A 21,494-nucleotide genomic window follows, 5' to 3' on the forward strand; every position below is an offset into this window, starting at 1 on the left:
GTCCCCGCCGCCCGGGACGGCGGGGAACGGCCGCCGCTGCCCCGTCGGCGGGCCCAGGAACACCTCGCGCCCCAGCTGCGCGAGGCCCCCGTCCCCCGGCCGGGCGGCGCCGAGGTCACGGAGCGGCCCGTGCACGACCCCGGCCTGATGGCCGCCTTCCAACGGGGCTTCGGCCTCGCCCAGTCGGAGCACCAGACGTGACCCCGGCCTCTCACCCGACAACGAAGGAGCGCACCCCCATGGGCGGCGAAGTGGCGACCACGACCAGTCGGCTCTCGGACCTCGACTGGCTGCTCAGCGGACTGGTCCAGCGGGTCCCGTACACGCGCAGCGCGGTCCTGCTGACCGCAGACGGGCTCGTCACCTGCGTGCACGGGCTCGACGCCGACAGCGCCGACCACCTGGCGGCCCTCGCCTCCGGGCTGTACGCGCTGGGCCGCAGCGCCGGGTCCCGGTTCGCGGAGGGCGCCGAGGTCCGGCAGGTGGTGGTCGAGCTGGACACCGCCCTCGTCTTCGTCTCGGCGGCCGGATCCGGCACCTGCCTGGCCGTACTGGCCGACCGGGAGGCCGACGCCGGCGTGCTCGGCTACGAGATGGCCATGCTGGTCAAGAGCGTGCGTCCGTACCTGGCGGCCCCGCCGAGGCGGCCCGCCGCCGACACGGAGCGATGAGGGCCCGTGCGAGGGGGGCAACGGCACCGGGGGGACCGCGCGACGCGCCGTGGCTGGACGATTCGGCGGGCCGGGTCATCCGTCCGTACACCGCGAGCGGCGGGCGGACGCGACCGTCCGTCGCCCTCGACCTGCTGTCACTGGTGACGGCGACCGGAGTGCGGCCGCGTGCGCCGCTCGGCGCCGAGCACGCCCTCGCGCTCCGGCTGTGCGCGGGCTCGGCCGCGGTCACCGTCGCCGAGGTGGCGGGACATCTGAGGCTGCCGGCGGTGGTGGTCAAGGTCGTCCTCGGAGACCTGATGGAACACGGGGCCGTGACGGTGCGGGCACCCTGCTTCCCGACCGGAGGTTCCTTCGCCGACGACGACCAGTCCCTGCTCAGGGCGGTGCTCGATGGCCTGCGCAAACGGCTCTGACCCGGCCCCCCGCGGATCCACCGCGACCTTGAAGATCCTGGTCGCGGGCGGATTCGGGGCGGGCAAGACCACCTTCGTGGGTGCGGTGAGCGAGATCGAGCCGCTCAGCACGGAGGAACTGGTCAGCGGGCTGAGCGAGGCCGAGGACCCGCTGGACGGGGTCGAGGCGAAGACGACCACGACCGTGGCGCTGGACTTCGGCCGGATCACCCTGGACGAGCGCCACGTGCTCTACCTCTTCGGCACCCCCGGCCAGCAGCGCTTCTGGTTCCTCTGGGAGGAGCTCTGCGCGGGCGCACTGGGGGCGGTGGTGCTCGCCGACACGCGCCGCCTCGCCGACTGCTTCCCCGCCGTGGACTTCTTCGAGCGGCGGGGGATCGGCTTCATCGTCGCCGTCAACGAGTTCGACGGCGGGCACGGCTACACCGCCGACGAGGTGCGGGACGCCATGGGGCTCGGCCCGGACGTGCCCGTCGTGCGCTGCGACGCACGCCTGCCGAGCTCCGGAACGGGGGTGCTGGCAGCCCTGGTCCACCACCTGCTCGACACGAAGTACCCGACGTACCCGAAGTACCCGAAGGGCCCGGCGTACGCGAAGTACGCGATGTCCATGAGGCCCATGAGGTCCGCGCAGCGCGCGGAGTGACGTGATGTGGGGGAGACACCATGACCTACTACGAATCGACCGGGCACCTGCTGCTCACACCGGTGGACCGGGAGGCGCCCGCGCGCGTGCTGAGGCTGCGTGAACTGGGCCTGGGGGAGCGGGCGGACGGTGAGCTGGACGCGTTCGCGCGGCGGGTCGCGGACGAGCTCGCCGCGCCGTACGCCGGTGTCAACTTCATCAGCGAGGAACGGCAGTTCTTCGCCGGCCTGCACCACGCGGCCGACGCCCCGGCGAGCGGCTATCCGGCGCGGGCACTCCCCCGGGACCACGGGTACTGCCCGCACGTGGTGGTACGGCGGCGCGCGCTGGTGCTGGAGGACGTACGGGACTTCGCGCGCTTCGCGGGCAATGCCGTCGTGGACGAGAGCGGGGTGCGCTCCTACGCGGGCGCCCCGCTGACCGACCGGCGCGGGATCGTCCTGGGGACGGTGTGCGCGGTGGACGTGGTGCCGAGGCGGTGGGGGCTGGCGGGGCTCGCGAAGGTGAAGGCGCTGGCGGCGGAGCTGGTGGAGCTGGTGCACGCCCGGGAGGACCTCGCGGCCCGCGGGTGAATGTCAGTACCCGGGGCTACGGTCGGAGACGGGGGATGGCAACGGAGCGGACCGGAGAGGAGTCGGGGGATGGCCACGACGGCGGAGGACGTCCGGAAGATCGCGCTGTCGCTTCCGGACAGCAGCGAGAAGCCGGCCTGGGGCATGCCGACCTTCCGGGTGGGCGGCGGCACGAACGGCAAGAGCGGAAAGATCTTCGCGGCGCTGGCCGACGACGACACCTCGATCGGGGTGAAGTGCCCCCAGGAGGAACGCGCCGCGCTGATCGCGGCGGAGCCGGAGAAGTTCTTCATACGGCCCGGCCACGACGACAACTACGCGTGGCTCCGGGTCCGGCTCGCGGCGGTGGAGGACGCGGCGGAGCTGCGCTCGATCCTGACCGACTCCTGGCGCCAGGCGGCCCCCAAGCGCCTGGCGGCGGCCCATCCGGAACTGGACCGCCCCGGACGCAAGGGGCCGGTCACCGCGGAATGAAGGCGGCGATCCGCGCACGCAGCGCGGCCGGGTCGAGTCCGTGTGCCGCCGTGTGCTCCTCGATCGTGCCGTAGCGGCGCAGCTCGGCACGGCCGACCCCGAGGCCGAGCACCCGGTGCGGTACCGCTTCGAGCGCCTGGTTCGCGGCGGCCGTGGAGGTTCCGGCGAGGTACGGCTCGACCAGCACCACGTCGGCCGGGCCCGGCCCGACGGCTGCGCGCAGTGCCGCGTCGTCGAAGGGCCGTACGGTCGGCGCGTACAGCACGCTCACCTCCATGCCCTCGGTCGCGGCGAGGACGTTGTCGAGCAGGGGCCCGACGGCGACGACGACGCCCGCGCGGCCCTCCCGTACGGTCTGGAAGCCCGGCCCGGAGACGGGGCGGGCCGCGGCGTTCGACTGCGCGGAGAGCCGTACGTAGACCTTGTCGTCCCCGGCGGCGTAGGCGTGGCGCAGCAGCGCCTCGGCCTCGTCCGGGTGGCCGGGGACGTGCACGGTCCAGCCGTCCAGGGTGTCCAGCAGGGCCACGTCGCCCGGCGCCATGTGGGTGAACCCGCCGGCCGGCCAGTCGTAGCTCGCGCTCGCGCTGACGAGCACCCCGCCCGTGCCCTGGTGCCCGAAGTCGAGCTTGACCTGCTCGAAGGGCCGCTCCACGAGGAAGCTGGCGAAGGTGTGCACCACCGGGCGCAGTCCGGTGAGGGCGAGCCCGCCGCCCACGCCGACCAGCAGCTGCTCGCGGATGCCGACGTTGATCACCCGGTCCGGATGGCGGTCCTGGGCGGGCCGGAAGCCGTCCATGGTGATCTCGGCCAGCACGAGGGCCAGCCGGGGATCCTCGTCGAGCGCACGCGATGTGACCGAGATGAACCGTTCGCGCATGGTGTCCATGTCTCCCCCTCGGAGTGTCGCCACTACGTGTTCAGCGCTTCAGTGGCTTCTTCAGTGCTTCTTCTCGACCCGGGCGACCACGACGTGCGGCCGGCCCGGATGAGGTGTGGTGTACGCCGCGTGCAGCGCCGCGTGGTCCCGGCCGTCCACGGTGACCGCCGACCAGCCGGCCGCCTCGAAGCGGGAGGCGATGCCGCCCCGCCAGCCGTGGGCCGCGGAGTCGTTGTCGATCACGATCGTGTGCAACCGCCCCAGGCCGGCCGAGCCGGCGTACGCGATCGCCTCGTGGTTGCTTCCCTCGTCCAGCTCGGCGTCCCCGATGAGCACCCACACGGCCGGGGCGGTGAGCCCCCGCGCCCGCAGTCCGAGCGCGCTCCCGACGGCGAGCGGCAGCCCGTGCCCGAGGGAGCCGCTGCCGATCTCCACGCCGGGGATCAAGGTGCGGTCCGGGTGGTGGCCGAGGGGCGAGTCGTACGCGCCGAACCCGCTGAGCCAGTCGACGGGGAAGAACCCCTTGGCGGCGAGCACGGCGTAGTAGGCCATCGGCCCGTGCCCCTTCGACAGCAGGAACCGGTCCCGCCCCGGATCCCCGGCGCTGCCGGGCCCGACCCGCAGGACCCGGTCGTAGAGCACCCACAGCGCGTCGAGCGTGGAGGTGGCGGCGGGGCCGTGCTTCTCGGCCCCGGTCATGAGGGCCATCAGGGCCCCGAGGTCTTCGTGGCGGAAGCGGGCCTGTGCGGGTGCTGTCGGTGTCATGGACCGATCGTGCAACCTCAAGCGCACTTGAGGTCAACACCCCCCTCAATCCGCCCTCGCCCCGCCGCGGAGGAGAAAGGTGCGCGCGACCACTGCCCGAAGTGCGGTATCGTTCTCCTGCGCGTTCAACCAGGGGAAACCCCAGGTCAACGGGCATCGGGACGTGGCGCAGCTTGGTAGCGCACTTGACTGGGGGTCAAGGGGTCGCAGGTTCAAATCCTGTCGTCCCGACTGTGCGGAAACGCAGGTCGGAAGGCCGTTCTCTCATCCACGGGAGAACGGCCTTCCGCGCGTCCGGGGCACGGCGGCTAGACCGTGGCCTTCGCCGCCGGGTGTGCCTTGGTGAGGGTGCAGACGCCGTCCGTGCACTGGCGTTCCAGACGGCCGCGGGAGATGGTCTGCGCGAGGCCGACCATCCAGCACGTGGGGCAGCCGCGGAAGGCGATCAGCGCCGGCGGGGCCGCCAGCAGGGCGACCGGGCCGACGACGGGCACCATCGCGATCGAGCCGATGATCAGCCCGAAGCCGATGGCACCCCGCGCCAGGTGGCGCGGGACGGACGTGCTGGCGAAGTTCGGTGCGGGCGCCGCGGAGGGAGCGGGCTTCACGGTGGTCACCGTCGTGGTTCTCCTTCGACTGGTTGGTCGATCGCTGCCAGTGACTGGCGCAGTGCCGCGCGGGCCCTGTGCAGTCGTGATTTCATCGCGGCGCTGCTCAGGCCGAGCGCGTCGGCCACGGTCTTGCCGGGCAGGCCCTGGACGTCCCGCAGGATCAGGACCTGCCGCTGGTCACGGGGGAGGGCGCTGAGCGCCGCCGCGATCCGCTCCGCCTCCAGCCGGTGCAGCACGGCGTCCTCGGCGGACGGTTCCGCGGACGTCGGCGGGGCCGGCGCTTCCTCGCTCCGCGAGGCGAGCAGCCGCACCTGCCGCAGGCACTCGTTGCGCACGATCCGGAACATCCACGAGGCGAGGGCGCCGGTGGCCCGCAAGGTGCCGATCTTCCGGTAGAGGATGATCAGCGCCTCCTGCGCCGCGTCCTCCGCGTCCTGCGGCGAGGCGCACAGCGACAGGGCGAACTTGCGCACATGAGGCTGCGACTCCATGACGACGGTGGTGAGTGAGGTGACGTCGCCGTCCTGGGCGGCCTTGATCAGCCGCTCGTCGGGCCAGGTGAAGCGTGGGTTCATGTGCTGCTCATTCCGTTCCCGCCCTTCCCGGAAGGTGTCCCCTGCCGGGCTCTGTTCAGACCCTGTTCTTGTAGCGCCGCAGCAGGTGCCAGCTGCACGCGCCCACGAGCAGGGCTCCGATCACTACGAGGCTGGTGATCATCATGGGTGTTTCCTCCTGGTCCTGCCGGCCCGTTCGGCCGGTACAGGGACAAGAGGCGGACAGGTCCGAAAAGGATTCACCTCTCCTGGTGGGAAAGTTCCCAGAAGGCGGCGTAGCGGCCGCCGGGGCGCAGCAGCGCGTCGTGGCTGCCCTCCTCCACGATCCGGCCGCCGTCCAGGAAGACGACGTGATCGGCTCGTCGGACGGTCCGCATCCGGTGCGCAGCCATCACCACCGGCCGGCCGGCCGGCCATCAGGCGTTCGACGCCCTCGTGGACGGCCGCCTCGTTCACCGGGTCCAGTGCGGAGGTCACCTCGTCCAACAGCACGACGGGTGCGTTCTTCAGCAGCGCCCGCGCGATGGAGACGCGCTGGCGTTCACCACCCGACAGGAGTGCGCCGCCCTCGCCGACGTGCGTCGACCAACTGCCGGGCAGCCGCTCGATCATCTCGTCCAGCCCCGCCGCCGTCGCCGCCTCCCGGACCTCGGCCTCGTCGGCGCCGGGGCGGCCGAGACGCACGTTCTCCTCGATCCCTACCGCGACGACCTGGACCCGTCCCAGGTCCCCCACCTTGCCGCCATCGGCGTCCGATGGGCCGCGCCGGCCGCGCGGGACATCTACCCCCAGGGCCTGCGCACGTTCGTCGACGGGCTGCTCGCGCGGGCCGTGCCCCGTAGCGGGGTCTGAGGGCGGGTGGGGCGCGGCGCAGGTACCGATCCGGGGAGCGGTGGGGGAGCATGCGTGGAAGGCGCCCGACCCGTCCGGACCGGAGGAGACATCCCATGAAGATCCACCTGACCAGCATCTTCGTCGACGACCAGGCCAAGGCCCTGCACTTCTACACCGAGATCCTCGGATTCGTGAAGAAGCACGACGTCCCGCTGGGCGGGCAGGACCGGTGGCTGACCGTGGTCTCGCCCGACGAGCCGGGCGGCACCGAACTCCTCCTGGAACCCGCGGGCCACCCGGCCGTCAAGACCTACCGCGACGCGCTCGTCGGGGACGGCATCCCGCTCGCCCAGTTCGCCGTCGACGACGTCAGGGCCGAGTACGAACGCCTGCGCGGCCTCGGCGTCCGCTTCACCCAGGAGCCGATGGAGATGGGCCCCGTCACCACCGCCGTCCTCGACGACACCTGCGGCAACCTGATCCAGCTCGCGACCGAGCCGAAGTAGAGGCCGCCGCGCCGGCGTGAGGGGCCCGCTTCCCTCCGGGTGGTGCGACCGGTCTCGAGTCGCCCCTGCTGGTCGGCGGGAGCGGCTGGGCCACCAGCGTCACCAGCCTCTTCTGACCGGAGCTAGGACTCGTCCGTCCGCCGGCCCGCGTGCAGTTCGAGGGTGCCGGCGGCCGTGGCGCGGGCCGTGAGGCAGGCTTCGATCTGGCGGCGGAGTGCCGGTTTGGCGAAGCGGCGCAGCGAGGTCGGGGGGACCGTGCGCCATTCCAGGAGCTCCGTCTCGGGCAGGCGGATCCGGGCCAGGGTGGCGGCGTCGAGGGTGCCGCCGTCGTAGAGGAAGCGGACGCGGGCCGGATAGCCGGACCGGTGGGACCAGTTGACGGCGAGCAGCCGGCCCGGGTCGAGGTCGAGGCCGAGTTCCTCGAGGACCTCACGGCGGGCGGCGGTGCGCGGGATCTCGCCGGTGTCGCTGTCGACGCCGCCGCCGGGCAGGTTCCAGTGGTCCGGATCGCCGTACGCGGGCCGCACCAGCAGGACCCCGCCCGCGGAGTCCGTGAACAGCACGCTCGCCGCCGTCAGGGCCTTGGGGCGGGCGGCGCGGTGGCCGGCGGTGTCGTAGGCGCCCGCGTGTTCCAGCTCCGCCCGGCGCGCCGGGTCCAGGCCGGCAGGGGAGCCGGGCTGCGGTACCCCCTCGATCAGGTGCGCGAAGGAGCCCGAGTGCAGGGCTGCCAGGGCGGCGCGCAGGCGGGAGGTCTTCCGGGTGTCCAGGGCCTCGTAGGCCTCCTCCGGGGTGAGCCAGCGCGCCTCGGTGACCTCCCCGTCCGGGAAGGAGATCGCGGAGGCCTCCTCGGGCGTGAGCGGTCCGACGAGGTGGACGTGGACGACGAGGGAGCGGCCGAGGGGCCCCGGCGGGCGGGAGTCCACGGCGAGCAGCCGCCCGACCGGCACGCTCAGGTCCAGTTCCTCCTTCAGCTCGCGGGCCAGCCCCTCCTCCGGGGTCTCGGTGTCCTCCACGCCCCCGCCCGGGAGCTCCAGTTCCGTCTTGTACGAGGTGGTGAGGACGAGGACCCGCCCGTGCGGATCGAGCACGATCCCGGTGGCGGCCACGAGGGGAGAGGGCTGGGCGGCGTAGTAGGCGCGGACCGAGTCGGTGTACGGGGACCCGGGCGGTGGGGGCGGCGGCTGATCCGGCACGGGGGCTCCTGGGAGGTGCGGGGTGGAGGGCACCGTGATCCGTACCCACTCGGGGAGTGTCCATGGGGTGATCCTCGGCGGACGGCGGACGGCGGCGGCCCGGGGCCGGGTGGTTTCAGGCCCGGACGAGGAGCAGGCCGCCCATCGTGACCATGGTCGCCGCGACGAGCCCGTCCAGTGCCCGCCAGGCCGAGGGGTTGCCGAGCGGGCCGCTGAGCAGCCGGGCGCCGTAGCCGAGCGCGCCGAACCAGGTGAGGCTCGCCAGGACGGCCCCGGCGCCGAAGGCCCAGCGCAGGTCGCCGCGGCCGGCGGCGATGGACCCGAGCAGCAGCACGGTGTCGAGGTACACGTGCGGGTTGAGCCAGGTCATGGCCAGGCAGGTCAGTACGGCGCGCCGGGTGGAGGCGGAGCCGGCGGCCCTGCCGGTGGAGTCCGCGGCGAGGGCGGCGCCCGGGTCGGGGCGCAGCACCCGGCGGGCCGCGAGGGCTCCGTAGCCGATCAGGAAGGCGCCGCCGACGAGGCCGACGAGGGTGAGGGCGGGCGGCCAGGCGGTGACGAACGCGCCGACGCCGGCCACGCCGAGGGCGATGAGGGCCGCGTCCGAGAGGGCGCAGATGGCGACCACGGCGAGGACCGATTGGCGGCGTACGCCCTGACGCAGGACGAAGGCGTTCTGGGCGCCGATGGCGACGATGAGGGAAAGGCCGGTGCCGAAGCCCGCGAGGGCCGCCGTGATGATGCCGTGTGTCATGTCTTCGACCGTAGGCAGCGGCGCGGCGAGGAGTACAGCTAAAGATTCTTACGTACCATTAGCCGGCGTGATGGACGAACTGCCTGCCGACCAGGTCCGGACCCTGCTCGCGGTCATCGACGAGGGAACCTTCGACGCGGCGGCCGCCGCCCTGCACGTGACCCCGTCCGCCGTCAGCCAGCGCGTGAAGGCCCTGGAGCAGCGGACCGGGCGGGTGCTGCTGATGCGCACCAAGCCCGTGAGGCCGACCGAGTCCGGGGAGGTCGTCGTGCGCTTCGCGCGGCAGCTCGTCCGGCTGGAGCGCGACGCGCGGGCCGAGCTCGGCATGGCCGAGGGACTGGGGCCGGTACGCCTGCCGATCGCGGTCAACGCGGACTCGCTGGCCACATGGCTGCTGCCCGCGCTGACGGGGGTGCCGCAGGACCCGCCGGTCTGCTTCGAACTGCACCGGGAGGACGAGGCGCACGCGACCGAACTGCTGCGGGACGGACGCGTGATGGCGGCGGTCACCTCACAGCCGGCGCCCGTGGCGGGGTGCACGGTGCGCACGCTGGGGGTCGTGCGGTACCTGCCGGTGGCGAGCCCGGCCTTCGCGGCGCGGCACGTGGGCGAGGCGGTGGAACGGGACCTGCGCAGGGCGCCGGTCGTCGTGTTCGACCGGCTGGACCTGTTCCAGGACGAGTTCGTGCGGCTGGTGACGGGGGACGCGGGCGCCCGGGCCTCGGAGGTGCGCCACTACGTGCCGACATCGGAGGGGTTCTGCGATGCGGTGGTCGCGGGGCTGGGCTGGGCGATGCTGCCGCAGGCACAGGCCGGCCCGCGGGTGGAGGCGGGCGAGCTGGTGGTGATCGCGCCGGGGCGGACCCTGGACGTACCGCTGTACTGGCAGCAGTGGAAGCTGGACTCGCCCGCGCTGTCGATGGTCGCGGAGGCTGTCGCGCGGGCTGCCGCGGGGGCGCTCGGCTAGCGGACGGGCCGCCGGGCGGGTCAGCGGGACCTTGCCGCGGTTGCGTCCGGGCCCCTTGGCCTGCGAGGACAGGTCGGGCGAGGGCTTAGGCTGCGGGCATGGAGTCCTACACCATCGGCCAGGCGGCGCGGCTGCTCGGCGTCAGCGTAGACACGGCCCGCCGGTGGGCCGACGCGGAACGGTTCCCGACGCGTCGGGACGGTACCCGTCGGATGGTCGACGGGCCGGACCTGGCGGCGTTCTGCGTGGAGGTCGCGCAGGAGGGCGGCGACGGCGAGGAGGCCCCGTACACCTCGGCGCGCAACGCCTTCCCCGGCATCGTGACGGGCGTGAAGCTGGGCACGGTCGACGCGCAGGTGGAGATCCAGGCCGGGCCGCACCGGGTGGTGTCCCTGCTGACCCGGGAGGCCGTGGAGGAACTCGGCCTGGAGGTCGGAGCGAGGGCGACGGCGCGGGTGAAGTCCACGAGCGTCTTCATCGACCGGGCCTGAGCGGAAGTCCGCCCGCACGGAAGGGCGCAGCCACAGCCGCGCCCACCGTGCGGGGAGCCGCGCCGGGGAGCGGACAAAGACGGCGGCGCCTCGTGACCTGCGGCCCCGTGGCCTCGTGGTCCGCGTGCCGGTGGCACACTGACCGGTGTTCCGCCGAAGGGGAGTACGTTCGTTGTCCATGTTCAGCAACCTGCGCCGGGCCGTGCGCCGCAGCTACCGGCGGGCCGTCGACCTCAGTCACCCGGTCCGCTCCCCGCTCGGCAGCGCCGTCGTCAACTGCATCGTGTACCGGGAGGGCGTACGCCAGGACGGTCACGCCCACGCCGACGTCGGCGAGGCGCTGCGGCGGGTCCGCAAGACGGGCGAGGGCTTCGTCTGGGTCGGCCTGCACGAGCCCTCGCAGGAGGAGCTCGCCGGGCTCGCCGAGCTGCTGGGCCTGCACCCGCTCGCCGTCGGGGACGCGGTCCAGGCCCACCAGCGGCCCAAGATCGAGCGCTACGACGAGACCCTCTTCGCCGTGTTCAAGACGGTGCGGTACGTGGAGCACGAGGAACTGACCGCGAACAGCGAGGTGGTGGAGACCGGCGAACTCATGGCCTTCGCCGGCAACGACTTCGTCATCACCATCCGGCACGGCGGCCGGGGCACCCTCGGGGCGGTCCGCGAGGAGCTGGAGGCGTTCCCCGAGCACCTGTGCAAGGGGCCGGTCGCCGTCCTGCACGCGCTGGCCGACCACGTGGTGGACGAGTACGTGGCCGTCACGGACGCGGTGCAGAACGACATAGACGCCGTCGAGACCATGGTCTTCAGCGAGCACGGGGGTCGCGGGGACGCCGGCCGGATCTACCAGCTCAAGCGCGAACTGCTGGAACTGCGCAGGGCGGTGGCTCCGCTGGGCCGGCCGCTGCAGCAGCTGAGCACCCTGCCGATCCCGGTCATCCCGGCGGAGATGCGCACCTACTTCCGGGACGTCGCCGACCATCTGACCCGCGCCACCGACCAGATCAGCGCGTACGACGCGCTCCTCGACTCGATACTGCAGGCCCATCTCGCGCAGGTGACCGTCGCCCAGAACGAGGACATGCGCAAGATCACCGCGTGGGCGGCCATCATCGCCGTCCCGACGATGGTCTGCGGGGTCTACGGCATGAACTTCGAGCACATGCCCGAACTGCACTGGACCTACGGGTACCCCCTCGTGCTCGGGGTGATGGTCGTCGCGTGCTTCGTCATCCACCGGGGCTTCCGGCGCAACGGCTGGCTCTGACGGCGTCCGGCCGTTCCCGGACGCGCCCTGCCGTGGTGACGGGAAAACCTGGTGAGGGAGATCGTCCGCACCGGGTAGGGTCCGTGCGTTCACGCGGAGGCACGAGAAACGGCAGGTCAGGCATGGAGCGGTGGGCGGCGGACGCGGACGCGGACGCGGTGGCGGACGCGGTGGCGACGGCGGATGCGGCCGGTGATCCGGCCGGTGAACTGGCCGGGGAACTGGTGCGGTTGGAGCCGCTGGAGCTCCGCCACCACGACGGCCTGTGCGAGGCGGTCCGCGACGGCAGCCTGTGGGAACTGGCGGTGACGATGGTCCCGCACCCGGACGAGGTCCGCGGCTTCATCGAGGACGCGGTCGCGGCGCGGGCGTCGGGCACGCAGATCCCGTACGCGACGGTGGACGCGGCGACGGGGCGGGTCATCGGGTCCACCCGGTTGATGGTCATCAACACCGCGAACCGGCGCCTGGAGATCGGCTGGACCTTCCTCGCCGCGTCCCGGCAGCGGAGCGGTGCGAACGCCGAGGCGAAGCTGCTGATGCTCACGCACGCCTTCGAGACGATGGGGATGAACCGCGTCGAGCTGCTCACGGACGTGCGGAACGCGACGTCGCGGGCGGCGATCACCCGGATCGGCGCGAAGCCCGAGGGCGTGCTGCGCCACCACATGGTCATGCGGGACGGCTGGATCCGCGATACGGCGGTGTACAGCATCACGCGCCCGGAGTGGCCGGACGTGAAGCAGGGGCTGCGGACCCGCCTGGCGGCCCGCGCCGCGGCCGACCGCTCCGAAGACTGAGCGGAGAACGGCCCTACGCCCCCCACCCGAGGCCGCCCCGCCCGGAGCGACCCCCGCCCCGTCAGCGGGTGGCGCGGGTCAGGAAGTGGGTGGGGGCGTCCTAGGTGGCGGTGGTTTCGGCCCGCCTCGCCACCAACTCGGCGAAGCGGCGCATCAGTTCGCGGTCGGCCTCGTCGGGTACCGGCAGCCCCCAGGCGCCGGCGCGCACGCGGAACCCGTGCGGCGCGGAGCCGACGCCGAGCACGGCGTCGATCCCGGTGAGGGTGACCGGCAGAGGGTCGTCGGAGTCGTTCCGGCACGTGTGGATCCGCAGCCCGGCCGCCTCGATGGCGGCGGTGGGTGCGTCTCCGATGGCGAGGACGGCCATCGGCGCCTCCCCTTCCTGCTGTCGTGCGCACTTGTCGTTGATCGCGCATCTGAGCTCCAAGTGGCCGGAATTGACGGCATCTGCGCCACTGTTCTTCGATGGGCCTCCCATGTGCCGTGAATCGGCGTGTCGAGTTCCACTCGCCCGGAGCGGGTCGTGCCGAGGTCTTGAGATAGCGGAACTTCTGGTAGTAAAGTTTCCTAACGAAGTCGCCCGAGCATCAACTCCCTCATGGAGGCACCGTGTTCACCCCCCACCGCAAGCGACTGGCCGTAAGCAGCCTGCTCGGCGCCGCTCTTCTCGCCGTGCCGGTCACCGCACACGCGACCGCCTCCACCCCCACCGCGGCACCGGCCGCCGCGCAGGTGTCGGCCGCCGCCGTCGGACTCGACGACCCGGCGAAGAAGGACATCGCCATGCAGATCGTCTCCAGTGCCGAGAACTCCTCGCTGAACTGGAAGGCGCAGTACAAGTACATCGAGGACATAGACGACGGCCGCGGCTACACGGCCGGCATCATCGGATTCTGTTCCGGCACCCATGACATGCTCGAACTCGTCGAGTACTACACGCAGGTCAAGCCGGGCAACGTGCTCGCGAAGTACCTCCCCGCCCTGAGGAAGGTCGACGGCAGCGATTCGCACGCCGGCCTCGACCCCAACTTCACCAAGGACTGGGTGAAGGCGGCCTCCGACTCCGCCTTCAAGAAGGCCCAGGACCACGAGCGCGACCGCGTCTACTTCAACCCGGCCGTGGGCCAGGGCAAGTCCGACGGTGTCGGCGTGCTCGGCCAGTTCATCTACTACGACGCCATCGTCATGCACGGCGACGGCACCGACTCCACCAGCTTCCGCAACATCCGCAAGCGCGCCCTCTCCAAGGCCAAGCCCCCGGCCCAGGGCGGCAACGAGACCACCTGGCTCCACGCCTTCCTCGACGCCCGGGTCTGGGCGATGAAGCAGGAGGAGGCGCACAGCGACACCAGCCGCGTCGACACGGCCCAGCGCGTGTGGCTCAAGAAGGGCAACCTCAACCTCAACACCCCCCTGGACTGGAAGGTGTACGGGGACCCGTTCCACATCGGCTGACCGCTCCGAGGGGCGTGAGGCGGCGGCCCGGGGCGAACTCCCCTTCCTCCCCGCGCCGCCGCCCGGCGCCGTAGCTCGCACCCCGCACCCACAGCCCGGCACGGGCAGGCGGGTGAGTCAGCCGGCGCTGCCGCTGCTCCGCTCGACCGGGATCCACAGCTGGGAGCCGGTATCCGTGCCGATCTCCACCGGCTGCGTCCGGAGGAACTCCGGACCCGGCCGGCTCGCATACGGGTTCGAGGGGAACCACTGGGTGAACACGTCCCGCCACAGCTCCTGGAGGGAGCTCGGGTACGGCCCGTGGTTGTCGAACACCGCCCACGTCCCGGCCGGCACGTCGAGGGCGTCGAGCCCCTCGGCGACCACCCCGGGGCCGGTGGCCACGCCGACCCAGTAGTCCACCTCGGCGCCCTCCTCCCGGCTGTCGGTCAGATGCACCACCGCCGAGAAGATCCCCTCCGGCTCCCGGCCGGCCAGCGCCTTCATCCGTAGGACCACCCGCTCGTCCAGACTCTCCACGTGCGCCGTGGCGGCCTCGTTGGGCCCCTCGTGCACGAGCGGCACCCGGGCCTTCCTGCCGACGACCCGGAACGGCTCCTTCTCCACGATCCGGTACCGCATGGTCGTACTTCCCTCGACGACGACCCGGAAGGACATGCGGGGCTGCGCCGTGAGCACCGCGCCCGTGCGCCGTGCCTCGCCCGGCCCGATGCCGTGCACCGACCGGAACGCCCTGGCGAACGCCTCGCCCGAGCCGTACCCGTACCGCACCGCGACATCGAGCAGCGTCAGCTCCCCGGCCAGTACATCCGCCCCGGCGAGCGTCATCCGCCGGCGCCGCACGTAGACCGGGAGCGGCATCCCGGCGAGCGCGGAGAACAGCCGCCGGAAGTGGTACTCCGACACGGCCGCGATCCGGGCCACCTCGGCCATGTCGATCTCCTGGTCGAGGCAGGACTCCAGGTGCTCCAACGCCTGGTTCAGCCGCTCCAGCACGTCGTCCGTCCTTCCTCCGCGGTGGGTGTGGGGCCGCCTTGCCGGAGTGGAGCAGCGTGTGCGCGCGCCCCGCCAGACAAAACCGGTGCGGGAACTGTCGGGCGGGGAGACGGGGTGCCGTCCGAGGCTTGGGCCATGACCGACATTAAGGGATTGTGCGCACCGCGGTTCGCCGCCGTCCGCGAGGCGCTTGCGGTGTTGCTCGGCAAGGACGACGTCGGCGCCTCGGTGGCCGTCTACCTCGACGGCGAGCCGGTGGTCGACCTCTGGGGCGGGTACGCCGACGCGGACCGCTCCGCCGATTGGGAGCGCTCCACCCTCACGTGCGTGAACTCGACGACCAAGAATATGACGGCCCTGTGCGCGCTGATCCTGGCCGACCGGGGCCTGCTCGACCTGTCCGCTCCGGTCGCCGCCTACTGGCCCGAGTTCGCCGCGGCCGGCAAGGAGGGCGTGCTGGTACGGCACGTGCTGTCGCACACCGCGGGGCTGCCGGACCTGCCCGGGCCGCCGGCGGTGGAAGAACTCTACGACTGGGAGCGCGCGACGGCGGGGCTGGCCGCGCAGGCGCCCGCCTGGGAACCGGGAACGGCCGCCGGCTATCACGCGCTCACCTTCGGGTTCCTCGTGGGGGAGATCGTCCGCCGTATCACCGGCCGCAGCCTCCGTGCGTTCTTCGCGGAGGAGGTGGCAGGTCCGCTGGGCGCGGATTTCCACATCGGGCTCCCCCCGGAGCACGACCACCGGGTCGCACCGCTCATCGCGCCGCCGTCGCTGACCGACGAGTACGCCGCCAGTGCGCCGCCCGGCCCGGACGGGGTACGCGCGGAGAGTGCCGCAGTCGCCGTCCGGGTCAGGGACGTCAACTCCTCGGCCTGGCGCCGTGCGCAGATCCCCGCGGTGAACGGCTTCGGCCATGCCCGCTCGGTCGCCCTGGTCCAGTCGGTCCTGGCGAACCGCGGAACCGCCGGCGGCGTGCGACTGCTGTCTCCCCAGGGGTGCGAGCCCGCGTGGCAGGAGGTGTTCAGCGGTGCGGACCGCGTGCTGGGTACGCCGATGACCTGGACGGCGGGCTTCGGGAAGTTCGGCAACACCTTCGGCTGGGGCGGCTGGGGCGGCTCCCTGGTCGTGAGTGATCCCGACGCACGGATGACGGTCGCCTACGTCATGAACCAGATGCTCGACCGGGAGCGGCAGCAGGACGACCGCGGGATGGAGATCGTCATGGCCGCGTACGGCGGACTGCACTGACGGCGGCCCACGGGGGCGCGCAGCCGGTACGGACCGGTGTCCGTGGGTGGGAGGCTGGACGGCATGAGCGGTGAGGGCGTGAGCAGCAGCGGTGAGAGCGACGGCAGCGGTGACGGCGAAGGCAGCGGTGGGGGCGGCGGCGGTACGCAGCCGGCCCCCGCGCGGATCCTGGTCGTCGACGACGATCCGACGGTGGCGGAGGTCGTCACCGGCTACCTGAGGCGCGCCGGCCACACGGTGGAGAGCGTCGCCGACGGCCCGGCGGCGCTCGCCCGGGCCGCCCTGTTGCGGCCGGACCTGGTCGTACTGGACCTCATGCTGCCGGGTCTGGACGGGCTGGAGGTGTGCCGCAGGCTCCGCGCGGCCGGCCCGGTGCCCGTGATCATGCTGACGGCGCGGGGCGACGAGGACGACCGGATCGCGGGACTGGAACGGGGCGCCGACGACTACGTCACGAAACCGTTCAGCCCGCGCGAACTGGTCCTGCGGGTCGCCTCCGTGCTGCGGCGCGCGGCGGCCGCCGGGGCCGCGGTCGCCGGTGCGGCGGAGGCCCCCCTCACGGGCGCCGGGATCACGCTCGACCCGGCCACCCACCGGGCCGCGAAGGACGGACGCGAACTGGCGCTCACTGTGCGGGAGTTCGACCTGCTCGCGCACTTCCTCCGGTACCCGGGCCAGGCGCACGGGCGGGAGGAGCTGATGCGCGAGGTGTGGGGCTGGGACTTCGGCGACCTGTCGACGGTGACCGTGCACGTACGCCGCCTGCGCGCCAAGGTCGAGGAGGACCCGGGGAGGCCGAAGCTGATCCAGACGGTGTGGGGCGTCGGCTACCGCTTCGAACCGGGCGAGGTGGCCGCGGCATGAAGGACATCCTGCTCATCGCAGTGTTCGCGTTCGGCGGGGCCGTGTGCGCGGGGGCGGTCGGCGCGCTCGTGCTGAGGCTGGTGCGGCACCGGTCGGTGGCGGTGTCCCTGACCGTGGTCGCCGCCGTGACGGTCACCGCGATGCTGGCCGGGACGCTCGCCGTGGCCCAGGCGATGTTCCTCTCCCGGCACGACCTCGGGGTGGTCACCCTGGTCGTCGCGATGGCGGCGGTGGTCGCGCTGGCCGTGGCGCTGCTGCTGGGGCGGTGGGTGGTGGCCCGCAGCCGGGAACTGTCGCTGGCCGCGCGGGACTTCGGCGACGGGGGCAGCTTCGCGGCGCCGCCGGGACTGGCGACCGCGGAACTGGTGGCACTGTCACGGGAGTTGGCAGCGACGAGCGAGAAGCTCGCGGTGTCCCGGGAACGGGAGCGGGCGCTGGAGACCTCGCGGCGGGAGCTGGTGGCCTGGATCTCGCACGACCTGCGGACCCCGCTGGCAGGGCTGCGGGCGATGTCCGAGGCCCTGGAGGACGGAATGGCGGAGGATCCGGCGCGCTACCACCGGCAGATCCGCACCGAGGTGGACCGGCTCAACTCCATGGTCGGGGACCTCTTCGAGCTGTCCCGCATCCACGCGGGTGCGCTGGCGCTGAGCCCGAGCCGGATGTCCGTGTACGACCTGGTCGGCGACGCGCTGTCCGGGGTGCACCCGCTGGCGCGGGAGCGCGGGGTGCGGCTCGACGGCGGAGCGGTGGACCGGGTGCCGGTGGAGGTGGACGGCAAGGAGATGACACGGGTCCTGGCCAACCTGCTGATCAACGCGATCCGGCACACACCGGCGGACGGCACGGTGGCGATCGCGGCCTCCGTACGGGCGGACGGGGGAGCGGTGGTCGTCTCCGTGACGGACGGCTGCGGAGGGATCCCGCCGCAGGACCTGCCGCGGGTCTTCGACACGGGCTGGCGGGGCACCCCGGCACGGACGCCTCCAGCGGGGGTGGCATCGGTGCCGGCGCCTCCGGCGGGGGCGGGGCTGGGGCTGGCGATCGTACGGGGCATCGTGGAGGCGCACGCGGGGCGGGCGGCGGTGCGCAACGTTCCCGGAGGGTGCCGGTTCGAGGTGACCTTGCCGCTGCCGGCCTGAGTTCGGCCGGGGGCCGGGCGCCGCCCCGAGTCCGCGCCTCGAACGCCGGGGGGCGAGGTCCAGGACGAGGGAATCGGGGCCGTGAAGACGCAGAGTGGTAACGATGTGGGAGTCGATGAAGCCCGATCCGGCGTGACGGGCACGCGCATGACCGGGAGGTTGCGGACGTCCGGGGGCGCGTGGAGGGCTCCCGCACCCCGGTGTAGGACTTGCGTCGGGTCATTTCGTCACGGGTGGTGAGGAGATGGGGGCAGAGGGTCCCAAGTTGCGTCCGGTACCGGTGTGTTTGAGCCGCCGAGCGGCGAAAAGTAACCCTTTTGGTGCCCTGTCAACTGGCTTGACCGCGACGTAAGCGGGGCATAAGTTCTGCCCCGGCTCGCTCCATCAGGACCGGCCCACCAACCGTCTCTTGGGGGGACTCATGCACTACTACATCGACGTTCTGAAGAAGTACGTCGTCTTCTCCGGCCGCGCGCGCCGCCAGGAGTACTGGATGTTCTTCCTCTTCAACCTCGCGGCCCTGATCATCGTCGCCATCCTCGACTCGGTCATCGGCACCTCGCCGCTGCTGTACGCGCTCTACGCGCTGGCCACCTTCCTCCCCAACCTGGGCCTCACCGTCCGCCGCCTGCACGACAGCGGCAAGTCCGGCTGGTGGATCCTCGTCGCCCTGATCCCGCTCGTCGGCGGCATCTGGCTGCTCGTTCTGCTGGCCACCGAGGGCCAGCCGAACCCGAACGAGTACGGCCCGAGCCCGAAGGCCGTCCACGCCTGAGCAGGTCCGTGAGCAGAAGTGCCTGAGCGTCGCCCTGGCTGAAAGCAGCCGGTGGCGGCGCTTTCGCCGTTTTCGGGCGGCCCGGGCGGTCCCGGCCACCCAGCGTGACGTGTGTCTCGTACGGGCTTGGGTCGGGGGCTGTCCAGACCGGCCCGATCACGAGATATCTTGATGTCGAGCAATGTTGCAGACGAGAGACGCAGACTGTGGAGCGGAGCATCCGGTGACTGACTCGACCATCATCTACACGCACACTGACGAGGCCCCGGCCCTCGCGACGTATTCGTTCCTGCCTGTGATCCAGGCGTACGCGTCGACGGCCGGTGTGAATGTCGAGACCCGTGACATCTCCCTGGCAGGTCGGATCATCGCCAGCTTCCCCGAGTACCTGGAAGAGGGCCAGCGGATCGCGGACGCCCTCGCCGAGCTCGGCGAACTGGCGAAGACCCCGGGCGCCAACATCATCAAGCTGCCCAACGTCTCGGCGTCGATCCCGCAGCTCAAGGCCGCGGTCGCCGAGCTCCAGGGCCAGGGCTACGCGCTTCCGGACTACCCGGACGACCCGAAGAGCGACGAGGAGCGCGAGGTCCGCGCCCGGTACGACAAGATCAAGGGCAGCGCCGTCAACCCGGTCCTGCGCGAGGGCAACTCCGACCGCCGCGCCCCCGCCTCGGTCAAGAACTACGCCAAGGCGCACCCGCACCGCATGGGCGCCTGGACCGCCGAGTCGAAGACGAACGTCGCCACCATGGGCGAGAACGACTTCCGCTCCACCGAGAAGTCCGCCGTGATCGCCGAGGCCGGCACGCTGCGCATCGAGCACGTCGACGCCGACGGCGCCGTCACGGTGCTCCGCGACTCCGTACCGGTCCTCGCCGGTGAGGTCGTGGACGCGTCCGTCCTGCACGTCGACGCGCTGCGCACCTTCCTGAACGACCAGATCGGGCGCGCCAAGGCCGAGGACGTCCTGTTCTCCGTGCACCTCAAGGCCACGATGATGAAGGTCTCCGACCCGATCATCTTCGGCCACGTGGTCCGCGCCTTCTTCCCGAAGACCTTCGCCCGCTACGGCGAGACCCTGGCGGCCGCCGGCCTGTCCCCCAACGACGGCCTCGGCACCATCCTGAACGGTCTGGGCGCGCTGCCCGAAGCCGACGCGATCAAGGCCTCCTTCGACGCCGAGATCGCCGAGGGCCCGGCCCTCGCGATGGTGGACTCCGACAAGGGCATCACCAACCTGCACGTGCCGTCCGACGTCATCGTCGACGCCTCAATGCCGGCCATGATCCGCACCTCCGGTCACATGTGGGGCCCGGACGGCGCCGAGGCCGACACCCTCGCCGTCCTCCCGGACAGCAGCTACGCCGGTGTCTACCAGGTCGTCATCGACGACTGCCGCGCGCACGGCGCGTACGACCCGTCCACGATGGGCTCGGTGCCGAACGTCGGCCTCATGGCCCAGAAGGCCGAGGAGTACGGCAGCCACGACAAGACCTTCGAGCTGGCCGCCGCCGGCACCGTCCGCGTCGTCGACGCCTCGGGCGCCACGGTCCTGGAGCAGGAGGTCGCCGCCGGCGACATCTTCCGCGCCTGCCAGACCAAGGACGCGCCGATCCAGGACTGGGTCAAGCTCGCCGTCACCCGCGCCCGCGCCACCGGCGTCCCGGCCGTCTTCTGGCTCGACGAGGGCCGCGCGCACGACGCGCAGCTGATCGCCAAGGTCAAGACGTACCTCGCCGACCACGACACCGACGGTCTGACCATCAAGATCCTGTCGCCGGTCGAGGCCACCGCGTACTCCCTGGAGCGCATCCGCCGCGGCGAGGACACCATCTCGGTGACCGGCAACGTGCTGCGCGACTACCTGACCGACCTGTTCCCGATCCTGGAGCTGGGCACCAGCGCCAAGATGCTGTCGGTCGTCCCGCTGATGAACGGCGGCGGCCTCTTCGAGACCGGCGCCGGCGGCTCCGCCCCGAAGCACGTCCAGCAGCTCGTCAAGGAGAACTACCTGCGCTGGGACTCCCTCGGTGAGTTCCTCGCGCTGGCCGTCTCCTTCGAGCACCTCGCCACCACCACCGGCAACGCCCGCGCCCAGGTGCTGGCCGACACCCTGGACCGGGCGACCGGCACCTTCCTCAACGAGGACAAGTCGCCGAGCCGCAAGCTGGGCGGCATCGACAACCGCGGCAGCCACTTCTACCTCGCCCTGTACTGGGCGCAGGAGCTGGCGCGCCAGACCCAGGACCCGAAGCTGGCCGCCGCCTTCGACCCGCTGGCCAAGACGCTGGCCGAGTCCGAGGAGAAGATCGTCGGCGAGCTCATCGCCGTCCAGGGCGCCCCGGCGGAGATCGGCGGCTACTACCAGCCCGACGCCGCCAAGGCCTCGGCGATCATGCGGCCGTCCGCGACGCTGAACGCGGCGCTCGCCATCCTTGGCTGACGTCCGCCAGGGCAAGGCTGAGGTCCGCCAGGGCAGGGCTGAGGTCCGCCAGGGCAGGGCTGAGGTCCGCCAGGGCAGGACCGAGGTCCGTCCGGGCTGAGGTCCACCGCTTCCACGGGTCCGCCCCGGTCGGCAGTCGCCGACCGGGGCGGGCCCGGGGGCGCGCGCGGCAG

Annotated in this window: 26 protein-coding genes, 1 tRNA gene and 1 pseudogene; 19 read left to right on the top strand and 9 right to left on the bottom strand. The window is 72.4% G+C overall.

The window, feature by feature from the left end; all coding sequences use genetic code 11:
* From ABZY57_RS26085 to ABZY57_RS26110, 6 genes are all read left to right on the top strand, one after another.
* The coding region (locus tag ABZY57_RS26085; protein WP_356515851.1) for a hypothetical protein at positions 1-201 on the top strand (201 nt) is incomplete at its 5' end.
* A gap of 38 nt (positions 202-239) precedes the next feature.
* Complete coding sequence (locus ABZY57_RS26090; RefSeq protein WP_356515853.1) at positions 240-671, top strand: roadblock/LC7 domain-containing protein; 432 nt, start codon at positions 240-242, stop codon at positions 669-671.
* On the top strand, positions 668-1,087 hold the full coding sequence (locus ABZY57_RS26095; protein WP_243339028.1) for a DUF742 domain-containing protein: 420 nt from the start codon (positions 668-670) through the stop codon (positions 1,085-1,087). Before ABZY57_RS26090 ends, ABZY57_RS26095 begins: the two co-directional genes overlap by 4 nt.
* On the top strand, positions 1,065-1,733 hold the full coding sequence (locus ABZY57_RS26100) for an ATP/GTP-binding protein (RefSeq protein ID WP_356515855.1): 669 nt from the start codon (positions 1,065-1,067) through the stop codon (positions 1,731-1,733). The genes ABZY57_RS26095 and ABZY57_RS26100 overlap by 23 nt, the downstream gene beginning before the upstream one ends.
* A gap of 20 nt (positions 1,734-1,753) precedes the next feature.
* Positions 1,754-2,305 (top strand): GAF domain-containing protein, encoded by a 552-nt coding sequence (locus tag ABZY57_RS26105; protein ID WP_356515857.1) that lies wholly within the window; start codon positions 1,754-1,756, stop codon positions 2,303-2,305.
* A 69-nt stretch (positions 2,306-2,374) separates the two neighbouring features.
* Positions 2,375-2,779, top strand: coding sequence for an MmcQ/YjbR family DNA-binding protein (locus tag ABZY57_RS26110; protein WP_356515859.1), 405 nt, complete (start codon positions 2,375-2,377; stop codon positions 2,777-2,779).
* On the opposite strand, the gene ABZY57_RS26115 is transcribed toward ABZY57_RS26110, so the two are convergent.
* Positions 2,766-3,665 (bottom strand): transketolase, encoded by a 900-nt coding sequence (locus ABZY57_RS26115; RefSeq protein ID WP_356515861.1) that lies wholly within the window; start codon positions 3,663-3,665, stop codon positions 2,766-2,768. The genes ABZY57_RS26110 and ABZY57_RS26115 overlap by 14 nt on opposite strands.
* A gap of 51 nt (positions 3,666-3,716) precedes the next feature.
* Positions 3,717-4,421 (bottom strand): transketolase, encoded by a 705-nt coding sequence (locus ABZY57_RS26120; RefSeq protein ID WP_356515863.1) that lies wholly within the window; start codon positions 4,419-4,421, stop codon positions 3,717-3,719.
* Between the two features lie 157 nt (positions 4,422-4,578).
* On the opposite strand from ABZY57_RS26120, the gene ABZY57_RS26125 reads away from it, so the two are divergent.
* Positions 4,579-4,652, top strand: a tRNA-Pro gene (locus tag ABZY57_RS26125).
* A gap of 77 nt (positions 4,653-4,729) precedes the next feature.
* Here ABZY57_RS26125 and ABZY57_RS26130 read toward each other — a convergent pair.
* The 3 genes and pseudogenes from ABZY57_RS26130 to ABZY57_RS26140 form a co-directional block, all read right to left on the bottom strand.
* Positions 4,730-5,038: a hypothetical protein gene (locus ABZY57_RS26130; RefSeq protein ID WP_356515865.1), complete on the bottom strand. Its 309-nt coding sequence runs from the start codon at positions 5,036-5,038 to the stop codon at positions 4,730-4,732.
* On the bottom strand, positions 5,035-5,607 hold the full coding sequence (locus ABZY57_RS26135; RefSeq protein WP_356515867.1) for an RNA polymerase sigma factor: 573 nt from the start codon (positions 5,605-5,607) through the stop codon (positions 5,035-5,037). Before ABZY57_RS26135 ends, ABZY57_RS26130 begins: the two co-directional genes overlap by 4 nt.
* 218 nt (positions 5,608-5,825) lie before the next feature.
* Positions 5,826-6,282, bottom strand: a pseudogene (locus ABZY57_RS26140) (ATP-binding cassette domain-containing protein); the annotation flags it as partial.
* Between ABZY57_RS26140 and ABZY57_RS26145 the strand changes: the two are divergent.
* Positions 6,163-6,438, top strand: coding sequence for a hypothetical protein (locus ABZY57_RS26145; RefSeq protein WP_356515898.1), 276 nt, complete (start codon positions 6,163-6,165; stop codon positions 6,436-6,438). The pseudogene ABZY57_RS26140 and the gene ABZY57_RS26145 overlap by 120 nt on opposite strands.
* Before the next feature lie 95 nt (positions 6,439-6,533).
* Positions 6,534-6,926, top strand: a complete 393-nt coding sequence (locus ABZY57_RS26150; protein WP_356515868.1) for a VOC family protein — start codon at positions 6,534-6,536, stop codon at positions 6,924-6,926.
* Positions 6,927-7,048: 122 nt separating this feature from the next.
* Here the strand turns inward: ABZY57_RS26150 and ABZY57_RS26155 are convergent, their stop codons facing one another.
* A complete protein-coding gene (locus ABZY57_RS26155; protein ID WP_356515870.1) occupies positions 7,049-8,119 on the bottom strand; it encodes an NUDIX hydrolase in 1,071 nt (356 codons plus the stop codon).
* 115 nt (positions 8,120-8,234) lie between these two features.
* Positions 8,235-8,870, bottom strand: a complete 636-nt coding sequence (locus ABZY57_RS26160) for a LysE/ArgO family amino acid transporter (protein ID WP_356515872.1) — start codon at positions 8,868-8,870, stop codon at positions 8,235-8,237.
* 70 nt (positions 8,871-8,940) lie between these two features.
* Here ABZY57_RS26160 and ABZY57_RS26165 point away from each other — a divergent pair, with 70 nt between their 5' ends.
* The 4 genes from ABZY57_RS26165 to ABZY57_RS26180 all read left to right on the top strand — a co-directional run bounded on the left by ABZY57_RS26165 (position 8,941) and on the right by ABZY57_RS26180 (position 12,395).
* Complete coding sequence (locus ABZY57_RS26165; protein WP_356515874.1) at positions 8,941-9,837, top strand: LysR family transcriptional regulator ArgP; 897 nt, start codon at positions 8,941-8,943, stop codon at positions 9,835-9,837.
* A gap of 98 nt (positions 9,838-9,935) precedes the next feature.
* Entirely contained in the window at positions 9,936-10,328 is a 393-nt protein-coding gene (locus ABZY57_RS26170; RefSeq protein ID WP_356515876.1) for a TOBE domain-containing protein, read from the top strand.
* Positions 10,329-10,506: 178 nt separating this feature from the next.
* Entirely contained in the window at positions 10,507-11,595 is a 1,089-nt protein-coding gene (corA, locus tag ABZY57_RS26175) for a magnesium/cobalt transporter CorA (RefSeq protein ID WP_356515878.1), read from the top strand.
* Positions 11,596-11,717: 122 nt separating this feature from the next.
* Positions 11,718-12,395, top strand: a complete 678-nt coding sequence (locus ABZY57_RS26180) for a GNAT family protein (RefSeq protein ID WP_356515880.1) — start codon at positions 11,718-11,720, stop codon at positions 12,393-12,395.
* A gap of 100 nt (positions 12,396-12,495) precedes the next feature.
* On the opposite strand, the gene ABZY57_RS26185 is transcribed toward ABZY57_RS26180, so the two are convergent.
* Positions 12,496-12,762 carry a hypothetical protein gene (locus ABZY57_RS26185; RefSeq protein ID WP_356515882.1) on the bottom strand — a complete coding sequence of 89 codons (267 nt, stop codon included), beginning with the start codon at positions 12,760-12,762 and terminating at the stop codon, positions 12,496-12,498.
* 242 nt (positions 12,763-13,004) lie between these two features.
* Here ABZY57_RS26185 and ABZY57_RS26190 point away from each other — a divergent pair, with 242 nt between their 5' ends.
* Complete coding sequence (locus tag ABZY57_RS26190) at positions 13,005-13,850, top strand: chitosanase (protein ID WP_356515884.1); 846 nt, start codon at positions 13,005-13,007, stop codon at positions 13,848-13,850.
* Between the two features lie 117 nt (positions 13,851-13,967).
* Here the strand turns inward: ABZY57_RS26190 and ABZY57_RS26195 are convergent, their stop codons facing one another.
* Positions 13,968-14,846, bottom strand: coding sequence for an AraC family transcriptional regulator (locus ABZY57_RS26195; RefSeq protein ID WP_356515886.1), 879 nt, complete (start codon positions 14,844-14,846; stop codon positions 13,968-13,970).
* Positions 14,847-14,981: 135 nt separating this feature from the next.
* Here ABZY57_RS26195 and ABZY57_RS26200 point away from each other — a divergent pair, with 135 nt between their 5' ends.
* The 5 genes from ABZY57_RS26200 (at position 14,982) to ABZY57_RS26220 (ending at position 21,321) form a co-directional block, all read left to right on the top strand.
* Positions 14,982-16,097, top strand: coding sequence for a serine hydrolase domain-containing protein (locus tag ABZY57_RS26200; RefSeq protein WP_356515888.1), 1,116 nt, complete (start codon positions 14,982-14,984; stop codon positions 16,095-16,097).
* Positions 16,098-16,160: 63 nt separating this feature from the next.
* On the top strand, positions 16,161-16,961 hold the full coding sequence (locus tag ABZY57_RS26205; protein WP_356515890.1) for a response regulator transcription factor: 801 nt from the start codon (positions 16,161-16,163) through the stop codon (positions 16,959-16,961).
* Positions 16,958-18,103 (top strand): HAMP domain-containing sensor histidine kinase, encoded by a 1,146-nt coding sequence (locus tag ABZY57_RS26210; RefSeq protein ID WP_356515892.1) that lies wholly within the window; start codon positions 16,958-16,960, stop codon positions 18,101-18,103. The genes ABZY57_RS26205 and ABZY57_RS26210 overlap by 4 nt, the downstream gene beginning before the upstream one ends.
* A gap of 421 nt (positions 18,104-18,524) precedes the next feature.
* Complete coding sequence (locus tag ABZY57_RS26215; RefSeq protein WP_356515896.1) at positions 18,525-18,878, top strand: DUF805 domain-containing protein; 354 nt, start codon at positions 18,525-18,527, stop codon at positions 18,876-18,878.
* Between the two features lie 223 nt (positions 18,879-19,101).
* Entirely contained in the window at positions 19,102-21,321 is a 2,220-nt protein-coding gene (locus ABZY57_RS26220; RefSeq protein ID WP_356515894.1) for an NADP-dependent isocitrate dehydrogenase, read from the top strand.
* Positions 21,322-21,494: the final 173 nt, after the last annotated feature.

Origin of the sequence: Streptomyces sp. NPDC006450 (assembly GCF_040612195.1) — a bacterium.
In the GTDB taxonomy this organism is placed as follows: domain Bacteria; phylum Actinomycetota; class Actinomycetes; order Streptomycetales; family Streptomycetaceae; genus Streptomyces.